Consider the following 9,560-nt stretch of genomic DNA (forward strand, 5'->3'; position numbering starts at 1 on the left):
CGAGGTCGGCCGGGCTGGTGGCGGGGCTCACCGGGCCCGCCGCGCCGTCGTCCGGGGCGCCGCCGCAGGCGGCGACGCCCAGACCGCACAGGACGAGGGCCGCCGCGAGTGCTCTGCTGGTCACGTTCTTCCCTTCGCACGGAACCGTCGGCACCCCAAACTACGCGGCCCGGCACCGTGATCGGCGCCGTCGCCGCCGGACGCGGCCACCGGGCGGTCGCCGAGCGTGATCACCGGACGCGGCTGCCAAGCGGCCACCGGGCGGTCGCCGGGCATGATCACCGTGCTCGGCGGCCCAGCCGTCACCAGGCGTGGTCGCCGGTCTCCTGCCGCTGCAGCAGGAGGGCGGCGAGTTCCTGCGCCTCCTCGGCGTCCACGCCCAGCACCACGCGCGGGCGTCCCCAGGGATGGTCGATCGAATGGGCGACGTAGCTGGCCACGGAACCCGCCGTGGCGTCGGCCCCGGCCTCCGCGCCGCGACCCCGGGCGTTCCGCCACTGCGCCCAGGCCCGCTCCAGTTCGGAGGCGGCGCGCTGAGCGCATGACACCAGTTCTGGATCACGCATAGTTACCCCCTTGTCACGCCAGAGTCAACACCAGGGGCTCTCGGCGGCTTCGAGGGTTTGCCCAGCCTTGGTGCCCGCCTGGAAACGGGCTGACCCTCCCGGTGGGCCTCCGGTCGGGCCTCCGGCCGAGTCCGCCTCGGCAGGTCCTCTCCCGTCACGCCCTTCAGCTGAGCCCTTCTCGGCCGGGGCGGGCGCTCCTATGCCCCCGCGGGGCCCGTGCTGCGCCGTACGACGAGTTCGGGGGTGACCTGTCGCAGGCGGGACGCCTTGCGGGGGTCGCCGATCCGGTCGCTGAGCAGCGCCGCGGCCGAGCGGCCCATGGCCCGGCGGGGCTGGTCGACGGTGGTGAGGGAGATGGCGGGCACACCTGCCAGGTGGGTGTTGTCGTATCCGACGACGGACAGGTCCTCGGGGACCCGCAGGCCGAGCTCGGCCGCGGCGGCGAGCACGCCCATGGCCACCATGTCGTTGGCGGCGAAGATCGCGGTGGGCCGGGGGTCGCGGGTCAGCAGGCTCCGCGCCGCCTGGGCGCCGCCCTCCTCGGTGGGGTCGCTCTGCTCGACCATGATGTACGGAGCCAGCGCGTGCCGGCGCATCGCCACCAGGTAGCCCTCGCAGCGGAACCGGCCGGAGGAGGAACGGGTGCCCTCGATGTGGGCGATCCGGTGGTGGCCCAGCTCCACGAGGTGGTCGATGGCCAGGCGCGCGCCCAGCCGGTCGTCGTCCACGACGACGTCCACGCCGCCGAGGTCGATGTCGCGCTCGCCCACCACGACCATGGGCGTGTATCCGGCGGCCTCGATGATCGTCTCACTGGTCGGTGGGATGCCGAGCAGGACGAGCCCGTCCACCCGCAGTTCCAGGAAGGCCTCGACGGCCTCGTCCTCGAAGGCCGGGTCCCACTGGCTGTTGCCGATGAGCATCCGCAGCCCGTCGCCGTGCAGGCTCTCCTGCAGGCCGTCCAGGAACTCGGCGTAGAAGGGGTTGTGCAGGTCGGCGACGAGCGCCCCGACCAGGTGGGTGCGGCCCTCGACCAGGCTCCGCGCGACCGCGTTGGGCCGGTAGCCGAGATCCCTGGCGGCCTGCAGCACGGCCTGCCTGCGGTGCTCGCTGACATGCGGCGATCCGCGCAGCACGAGTGAGACCAGCGATTTGGAGACACCGGCTCGTTCGGCGACGTTGCGGATGGTGGGGCGTGGGCGCGGCCCGCCGCCGTCTGGGGGGACGGCTGCGGCGAACTCACGGGCTCGGGTGACGGTGGTGTTGACCGGCGGTCCTGACATGGCTCTCCCCCGGAATGGTGGGTGGGCACCTGCGGAGGGTGTCCTGACGCCCTCTCACTCAAAACGATCGAGTTCCGGATGGGGTACGGCTTTCGCGCGACAGAACTCGGATCTTGACCCGGCCGTCGCCCGCCCCCACTCCGATAGTGTGCGCACTGTGGGTTCGAGATCCGGGGCGGCCAGGCAGGAGAAGTCCGGCGACGCGCGACCGGCGCGGCGCAGGCTCAGCGTGGACCGGCGCCGCGAGGAGCTCATGGCCGCGGCGCTGGAACTGTTCAGCAGGCACGACGCGGAGGACGTCTCCATCGACGACGTCGCCTCGGCGGCCGGGGCGTCGCGCGCCCTCGTCTACCACTACTTCGGCGGCAAGCAGGAGCTCTACGTCGCCGCGCTGAAGAGCGCCGCCGCACAGCTGGAGGCGCGGCTGCGCCCTCAGGGGAACGGCCGTCCGATGGACGAACTGGCCCTGGGACTGGAGCGTTACTTCGACTTCGTCGAGGAGCACGCGGCGGGTTTCGCCGCCCTCCTCAAGGGCGGTCCGGCCAACCGCAGCGGCGAGATCGGTGAGATCGTCGACAGCGTCCGGCACCGCCTGCTCCGCCTCATCATGCGGCAGATGAGAGTCGAGGAGCCGGGCCCGGCCCTGCGCATCACGCTGCGGTCGTGGATCGCCTCGGTCGAGACGGCCGGCCTCGACTGGCTGGAACACCGGGACATCGAGCGGTCCACGCTGGAGCGCATGCTGGTCGACCACATGGTGGCGCTGCTCGGGGTCGCCGCGAACCACGATCCGCAGGTCGAGGGGCTCCTCGAGGAGCTGGTCCGGGACCAGCTGCTCTGACGAGAGCCCGGAACGGCCTCCGGGAGCGGGGACGGAGCGTCACCGACCGACGAGAGGGTCTGGCGGAGCGTCACCGGTGGACGGGCCGCCGGTGAGCGGAGCGTGAGCGACCCTCGCGTGTCACCTTTGACGGAGCGTCACCGGTGGAAGAAGACCGGTTTACGGAGCGTCACCGGGTGACGGAGCGTCGCCGGTCGGTGAGGCGGCGCCGGGCGGGCGGCGCCGCTCTCCACAGAGCCTGTGCGGTCCACGCGCCCACACTCCCGGTGAGCGCGCGATGTTATCCCCCCGGATCCGAGTACGGCCCCCGCCCTACTCGGAGCGCTGCTGCGGAATCCCCGCGAGCAGCGCGCGAACCTCGGTCTCCCTGTAGCGGCGGTGCCCACCCAGCGTGCGGATGGACGTCAACTTGCCCGCCTTCGCCCACCGTGTGACGGTCTTGGGGTCGACGCGGAACATGGTTGCGACCTCCGCCGGGGTGAGCAGCGGCTCGGCCTCAGGTGTACGAGCTGACATTTGTGCGGCCTCTCCTCCGTGTGGACCGACGACAGCGATCCTGCGACTTGACGCTTGTCACGGATGTCCCCCTATGGTCCCTTGCGTGCGGCAGTTCGGACCATATGCGGCATCACCCGATGTGACCATACAGCCACACAGAGCGATTGGCGAGTCTTTAGGGCGACTCATCTCTCTTGTGCATGCCGTGTTGTCACGCTCGGTGATTCTAGCGACACGTTTCGTGGTATCGCAGTGAAAACGGCAAATTACTCAGTTCGCAGATGCGTCCCCGGACGTTGACAGCCTCACTTATGCAGGTCAGAGGGGTGATATGCGACTCAGTTTGCTGATTCGAGAAGTTGTATTGACCTCCAGCGGGCGATCACACGCTGATACATGGCGTAGGCCAGTTCTTCCTGTCCGGTGTCCAGACCCGTCAGCGCGGCGGCGAGCTCGGCCACCGACTGGTCGGCCCGGAGCTTCTCGTCGTCCATCAGGTTGACGATGCCGCCGTAGTCCAGTTCCACCAGCGCGTGCGGATGGAACTCCTCCAGCCAGCGGGCCACGTCCTCCACCTCCCCGGTGATGCCGACGTCGCCCACCTGGCGGCGGAGGATCTGCAGCGCGCGGGCGACGCGGCGGCGGGCGTGCGCCATGGAGGTGACGTAGATCAGGTTGCGGGTGGTGGTCGTCCCCCCCGCCGCGGTCTCGCCGTCGAGGGCCAGCCAGCGCTCGCCGCCGTCGAAGGGCAGGAACCAGGAGGTCGGGATGTGCCAGGTCGAGGTACGGATGTGGGTGCGCAGCGCGGACGCCCCGCCGCGCCGTTTGAACCGGTCGAAGTCGTCGGCGGTCTGCTCGGCGATCGACACCGGCACGAACCGCTCGGCCACCGCGGTCGGGGTCGTCCCGCGGAAGCGCGAGAAGGCCAGCCACGAGCGCAGCCTGCTCTGCCAGGGGCAGACGTACAGCACGTCGTCCACGCGCCTCAGGTAGGCGTTGGGGCTCTCGTGGACCGGGGCCGGGGCCGGCGGGACCCCCAGGAGGCGCGCGACCGCCTCACCGTGCTCGGCGTGGAGCGCGCTCGCCCGCCGGGGCCGGTCGGGCGTCTCGGCGTAGGCCTGCCATGAGACGCGCTCGGTGGGACTGAACGCGGTCAGAGGTTCATAGACACGGAGGTACGCGGCATAGGGCAGCACGCTCGCATCGTGCCATGAAGAGACCGCCCTTGTCCGGTACCGGCCCGTGCCGGATCCCCCGCCGGCCCGCTCCGGTCAGGTCCGGGTACGGCGCGCCGTCCCGGCAGGTGAGAGGGGACGGACTCCGGTCGTCACGGTCGGCGGGTTGTGGTTACGCTGAGGCTGATCTCCGCCGCGACGGAGCGGCGGACCGGACGACGGGAGTCACCACCGTGACGGACGTCTTCGGGCTCTCCCACAAGGACAGCAGCCCGGTGAGCAACCCGATCAGCGGCCAGGCCGGACACGAGCAGGTCGTCTTCTGCTCCGACGAGCGCAGCGGCCTCCGCGCGATCATCGCGATCCACAACACCGCCCTGGGCCCGGCCCTCGGCGGGACCCGGTTCTATCCCTACGAGAGCGAGCAGGCCGCCTTGGCGGACGTGCTCAACCTCTCGCGGGCGATGGCCTACAAGAACGCCCTGGCGGGTCTCGACCTCGGCGGCGGCAAGGCCGTCATCATCGGCGACCCGGAGACGGACAAGAACGAGGCGATGCTCCGGGCCTACGGCCGGTTCGTCCAGTCCCTGGGCGGGCGCTACCTCACCGCGTGCGACGTCGGCACCTACAGCGAGGACATGGACCTCATCGCACGCGAGACCTCCTACGTCACCGGCCGCACCATTGCCCACGGCGGCGCCGGCGACTCGTCCATCCTGACCGCCTTCGGCGTCTTCCAGGGCATGCGGGCCGCCTCCGAGCACGTCTTCGGCACGTCGTCGCTGCGCGGCAGGCGGGTCGGGGTCGAGGGCGTCGGCAAGGTGGGCCACCGGCTGGTCGACCACCTGGTCGAGGACGGCGCGGAGGTGGTGGTCTGCGACGTGAGCGAGCGGGCGGTCGAGCTCGTCCGGCGCAGGCACCCCCAGGTGGAGGTCGTCGCCGACCAGACCGCCCTGACCTCGGCCGACATCGACGTCTACGCGCCGTGCGCCCTCGGCGGGGCGCTGGACGAGCGGACGGTCGCCCGGTTGCGGGCCTCGATCGTCTGCGGCGGCGCGAACAACCAGCTGGCCCACCCCGGGGTGGAGAAGCAGCTCGCCGACCGCGGCATCCTGTACGCGCCCGACTACGTCGTCAACTCCGGCGGAGTCATCCAGGTCGCCGACGAGATCCAGGGGTTCGACATGGACCGGGCGAGGGCAAAGGCGGAGAAGATCTACGCTACGACTCTCAAGATTTTCACCACGGCGGCGGAGGACGGCGTCCCGCCGGCTGCCGCAGCAGATAGGCTAGCCGAGCGCAGAATGTCGGAAGTCGGGCGGATTAGGGGCATTTGGCTAGGTCGCTAGCCCCTCATGCCCCCGCGGCGTACCGAGGCGGGCGCAAAACAGGTACGGTTGTAGTCGAACGAGAACTGACGCCTCAGTCAGGTGGCGTCAGTGCGTGGTGCGTTAGCGACGAGGGGTCGGGCACGACCCCACACGAGGGGGTCGAGCCAATGGGGCGCGGCCGAGCAAAGGCCAAGCAGGTCAAGGTTGCTCGCCAGCTGAAGTACAACAGCGGTGGCACTGATCTTGAGCGTCTTCGCAACGAGCTCGGAGTCAGAGACGACTCCGTCCACAAGGACGACGCTGACGACTCCTACGATGATCTCGCGGATCGGTACGCCGATTACGCCGACGACTTCGACCCCGGAGACGACCGGGACAACGGGACGTCCGGCCGCCGCTAGGCGGTCCGCACACTGAGCGGGTGGGAACGCCCGGCGGTCAGCCGCCGGGCGTTCTTTCCGCATCCGCCCCCGTCTATCCGGGTTCTTCCCGGGCGCTCCGGCGTCCGGAGCATCCCAGGCGTGCCCCGGGGGCGGGTTCGGGTTCGCGGCCGGAGCCGCCGGTGTGAACGCTTCGCCGTACGCCTCGCCGCCGGGACCGGCTCGAAGCGTCCCGGACCCGCCGGAGCGGGACCGGGACGCCCCGGGTCCGCCGGAGCGGGACCGGGACGCCCTGGGGAACGGGGCCCTAGCGGTAGCGGGACCGGGACGCCCTGGGAACGGCCTAGCGGTAGCGGGCCCGGCCGGTGCCGGGGACGATCTCGCCGAGGACCCACGCGGGGAGGTTCCGCTCCTTCAGCAGCGCCAGGGCCGGGTCGACCGCGTCGGCGGGGACGACCGCCGCCATGCCCACTCCCAGGTTGAAGGTGCGGTCCATGTCGGCCTGCGCGACCTTGCCGTGTCCCGCGAGCACGTCGAAGACCGCGGGCGGGGTCCACGACGACCGGTCCAGCAGGGCGTCCAGCTCCGGCGGGAGCGAGCGGGACAGGTTGCCCTCCAGCCCGCCGCCGGTGATGTGGGCGTAGGCGTGCACCTCGACCGAGCGGGCGAGCGCCAGGCAGTCCAGGGAGTAGATCCGGGTCGGCTCCAGCAGCTCCTCGCCCAGCGTCCGGCCGAACTCCGGGACGTGGCGCTCCAGCGAGAGCCCGGCGAGCTTGATGATGTGCCGGACGAGGGAGTAGCCGTTGGAGTGCACGCCGGACGAGGCCAGCGCCAGCACCACGTCGCCCTCGCGGACCCGGTCCCGGCCCAGCATCTCGTCGGCCTCCACCACACCGGTGGCCGCGCCCGCCAGGTCGTACTCGTCGGCGCCCATGGCGCCCGGGTGCTCGGCCGTCTCACCGCCGACGAGCGCGGCGCCCGCCAGGCGGCAGCCCTCGGCGACCCCGCCCACGATCTCGGCGATCCGCTCCGGGACGACCTTGCCGCAGGCGATGTAGTCGGTCATGAACAGCGGCTCGGCGCCGCAGACCACCAGGTCGTCGACGACCATGCCGACCAGGTCGATGCCGATCGTGTCGTGCTTGCCCAGCTGCTGGGCCAGCATGACCTTGGTCCCGACCCCGTCGGTCGAGGTCGTCAGCAGCGGGCGGCGGTAGCCCAGCAGGGCCGAGGCGTCGAAGAGGCCGGCGAACCCGCTGGCGTCGTCGACGACCTCGGGCCGGCGCGACCGCGCGACCTTCGCCTTCATCAGCTCGACGGCGCGCTCGCCCGCGTCGATGTCCACCCCGGCCGCGGCGTAACTGGTCACGCGCCCTCCTCCGTCGGTCGTACGGCCTCGGCGCCGCGGGCGGCGGCCCGGACGCGCGTGATCTCTCCGGCCGGCCGCGTGCGCGACGCGGCGGTGTCCCCGGTGTCCCCGGTGTCCCCGGCGTTCCAGGTGTCCCCGGTGCGCGGGCTCATGCCTTGGCCTCCAGGACGTACTTGCCCACGTTGTCGCGGTCGACGGCGATGGGGTACTCCCCGGTGAAGCAGGCCCGGCAGAGCCGCTCGGAGGGGATCGTGGTGGCCTCGGTCAGGCCCTCCAGCGAGATGTACCCGAGGGAGTCGGCGCCGAGGGAGTCGCGGATCTCCTCCACGCTGAGCGAGCCGGCGATCAGCTCGGCCCTGGTGGCGAAGTCGATGCCGTAGAAGCACGGCCAGGCGACCGGGGGCGAGGAGATCCGGACGTGGACCTCGCGGGCGCCCGCCTCACGCAGCATCTTGACGATCGCCCGCTGGGTGTTGCCCCGCACGATCGAGTCGTCCACGACGACCAGGCGCTTGCCGGCGACGACCTCCTTCAGCGGGTTCAGCTTGAGCCGGATGCCCAGCTGGCGGATCGTCTGGGACGGCTGGATGAAGGTCCGGCCGACGTAGGAGTTCTTCACCAGGCCCTGGCCGTACGGGATCCCGCTCTCCTCGGCGTAGCCGACGGCGGCCGGGGTGCCGGACTCGGGCGTGGGGATGACCAGGTCGGCCTCGACCGGGTGCTCGCGGGCGAGCACGCGGCCGACCTCGACGCGGGTGCTCTGCACGCCGCGCCCGGCGATGGTGGTGTCGGGGCGGGCCAGGTAGACGTACTCGAACAGGCAGCCCTTGGGCTCGGCCAGCGCGAACCTGCGGGACCGCACGCCGCGCTCGTCGATGGTCAGGAGCTCGCCCGGCTCGATCTCCCGGACGAAGGTGGCGCCCACGATGTCGAGGGCGGCGGTCTCGGAGGCGACCGCCCAGCCGCGCTCCAGGCGGCCGAGGACCAGCGGGCGGATGCCCTGCGGGTCGCGGGCGGCGTAGAGCGTCTTCTCGTCCATGAAGACGAGGGAGTAGGCGCCCTTCACCTGGGGGAGCAGCTCGGCCGCCGCGTCCTCGACGGGCTGGCTGCGGTCCTGGGCCAGCAGCGCGGCCAGCACCTCGGTGTCGGTGGTCGCCCTGGTGGTGCCCGGCGCCAGGCGCTCGGCCAGCTCCCGGGTGTTGATCAGGTTGCCGTTGTGCGCGAGCGCGAGCCCGCCGCCGTCGGTGGAGCTCAGCGTCGGCTGGGCGTTCTCCCAGACGCTCGACCCGGTGGTCGAGTAGCGGCAGTGGCCGATGGCCAGGTGGCCGCGGAGGGTGCCCAGCACCGACTCGTCGAAGACCTGGGCCACCAGGCCCATGTCCTTGTAGACGAGGATGCGGCTGCCTTCGCTGACCGCGATGCCGGCGGATTCCTGTCCGCGGTGTTGCAACGCGTACAGCCCGTAGTAGGTGAGTTTGGAGACTTCCTCCCCGGGGGCCCATACGCCGAAGACGCCGCACGCGTCTTTCGGGGGTCGGTCGTGGGGGTCAAGGTCATGGCTCAGCTGGCCGTCGCCCTTCAGCACGTGCCTCAGTCTAGGTCGGCCTCCCGGCTGCTCTCACCCCGGGTCCGCCGCTTCGGCTTGCCACACCCTGACCGAACGATCGTCCGCGGTTTGCCGCGCCGGTCCGCACCGTTGGTGGAGGCCGGGAGAAAGTGGGGGCTCCGGCATCTCTACGCGTCGGGAGCGCGGACGTGACGACACCTGTGGACCCAGATCAGCCCGAACCGCGGCGGGAGCCGGGGGAGCCGAGGCCGCCGGAGGAGCCGAGGCCGCCGCATCCGGACGTGCCGGAGGCTCCGGAGGTGCCGGAGCCGTTCCGGGTCGAGCCGGGCCCCGCCGAGGGCCCGTCCATCGGGGCGGGGGCCTCGGGACCGTCACGGTACGAACCGCCGACCCCGCCTCCGGGTCTCTCTCCCGTCCCCTCCCAGGCCACCGAGCCGGTGGGCGAGGACCTCCCACCGGATGGGCCGTCGATGCCGGACCGGCCGCCGGCACCGGGCGACCCGTACGGTGGCCCGTCCGCCGGGGGGGCCGGGCGACCCGTACGGCGGTC

At 71.8% G+C, this 9,560-nt stretch carries 10 protein-coding genes; 3 read left to right on the top strand and 7 right to left on the bottom strand.

Features of this window, described 5'->3' with window-relative positions:
• Positions 1-302: 302 nt before the first annotated feature.
• Both ACWJ6R_RS22600 and ACWJ6R_RS22605 read right to left on the bottom strand, forming a co-directional pair.
• Positions 303-566: a hypothetical protein gene (locus tag ACWJ6R_RS22600; protein WP_449064149.1), complete on the bottom strand. Its 264-nt coding sequence runs from the start codon at positions 564-566 to the stop codon at positions 303-305.
• A 197-nt stretch (positions 567-763) separates the two neighbouring features.
• The gene (locus tag ACWJ6R_RS22605) at positions 764-1,849 is read right to left on the bottom strand and encodes a LacI family DNA-binding transcriptional regulator (RefSeq protein ID WP_449064150.1); all 1,086 of its coding nucleotides are present in this window, start codon (positions 1,847-1,849) and stop codon (positions 764-766) included.
• 157 nt (positions 1,850-2,006) lie between these two features.
• On the opposite strand from ACWJ6R_RS22605, the gene ACWJ6R_RS22610 reads away from it, so the two are divergent.
• Complete coding sequence (locus ACWJ6R_RS22610; protein ID WP_449064151.1) at positions 2,007-2,690, top strand: TetR/AcrR family transcriptional regulator; 684 nt, start codon at positions 2,007-2,009, stop codon at positions 2,688-2,690.
• A 312-nt stretch (positions 2,691-3,002) separates the two neighbouring features.
• Here the strand turns inward: ACWJ6R_RS22610 and bldC are convergent, their stop codons facing one another.
• Positions 3,003-3,206 (bottom strand): developmental transcriptional regulator BldC, encoded by a 204-nt coding sequence (bldC, locus tag ACWJ6R_RS22615; RefSeq protein WP_013133571.1) that lies wholly within the window; start codon positions 3,204-3,206, stop codon positions 3,003-3,005.
• 320 nt (positions 3,207-3,526) lie between these two features.
• Complete coding sequence (locus ACWJ6R_RS22620) at positions 3,527-4,384, bottom strand: hypothetical protein (RefSeq protein WP_449064152.1); 858 nt, start codon at positions 4,382-4,384, stop codon at positions 3,527-3,529.
• 212 nt (positions 4,385-4,596) lie between these two features.
• On the opposite strand from ACWJ6R_RS22620, the gene ACWJ6R_RS22625 reads away from it, so the two are divergent.
• Together ACWJ6R_RS22625 and ACWJ6R_RS22630 are read left to right on the top strand one after the other, a co-directional pair.
• The gene (locus ACWJ6R_RS22625; protein ID WP_449064153.1) at positions 4,597-5,712 is read left to right on the top strand and encodes a Glu/Leu/Phe/Val family dehydrogenase; all 1,116 of its coding nucleotides are present in this window, start codon (positions 4,597-4,599) and stop codon (positions 5,710-5,712) included.
• A gap of 149 nt (positions 5,713-5,861) precedes the next feature.
• The gene (locus tag ACWJ6R_RS22630; protein WP_068902805.1) at positions 5,862-6,095 is read left to right on the top strand and encodes a DUF3073 domain-containing protein; all 234 of its coding nucleotides are present in this window, start codon (positions 5,862-5,864) and stop codon (positions 6,093-6,095) included.
• 322 nt (positions 6,096-6,417) lie between these two features.
• On the opposite strand, the gene purM is transcribed toward ACWJ6R_RS22630, so the two are convergent.
• The 3 genes from purM to purF are packed head-to-tail and all read right to left on the bottom strand — an operon-like array spanning position 6,418 to position 9,028.
• Complete coding sequence (purM, locus tag ACWJ6R_RS22635; RefSeq protein WP_449064154.1) at positions 6,418-7,443, bottom strand: phosphoribosylformylglycinamidine cyclo-ligase; 1,026 nt, start codon at positions 7,441-7,443, stop codon at positions 6,418-6,420.
• Positions 7,440-7,595, bottom strand: a complete 156-nt coding sequence (locus ACWJ6R_RS22640; protein WP_449064155.1) for a hypothetical protein — start codon at positions 7,593-7,595, stop codon at positions 7,440-7,442. The genes purM and ACWJ6R_RS22640 overlap by 4 nt, the downstream gene beginning before the upstream one ends.
• Positions 7,592-9,028, bottom strand: coding sequence for an amidophosphoribosyltransferase (purF, locus tag ACWJ6R_RS22645; protein WP_449064156.1), 1,437 nt, complete (start codon positions 9,026-9,028; stop codon positions 7,592-7,594). The genes ACWJ6R_RS22640 and purF overlap by 4 nt, the downstream gene beginning before the upstream one ends.
• Positions 9,029-9,560: the final 532 nt, after the last annotated feature.

This window comes from Planomonospora algeriensis (assembly GCF_977012225.1).

What these genes read in the sequence shown, in the direction of transcription:
- ACWJ6R_RS22600 (WP_449064149.1), bottom strand. Translation starts at nt 566, where the DNA reads ATGCGTGATCCAGAACTGGTGTCATGCGCTCAGCGCGCCGCCTCCGAA.
- ACWJ6R_RS22605 (WP_449064150.1), bottom strand. Translation starts at nt 1,849, where the DNA reads ATGTCAGGACCGCCGGTCAACACCACCGTCACCCGAGCCCGTGAGTTC.
- bldC (WP_013133571.1), bottom strand. Translation starts at nt 3,206, where the DNA reads ATGTCAGCTCGTACACCTGAGGCCGAGCCGCTGCTCACCCCGGCGGAG.
- ACWJ6R_RS22630 (WP_068902805.1), top strand. Translation starts at nt 5,862, where the DNA reads ATGGGGCGCGGCCGAGCAAAGGCCAAGCAGGTCAAGGTTGCTCGCCAG.
- ACWJ6R_RS22640 (WP_449064155.1), bottom strand. Translation starts at nt 7,595, where the DNA reads ATGAGCCCGCGCACCGGGGACACCTGGAACGCCGGGGACACCGGGGAC.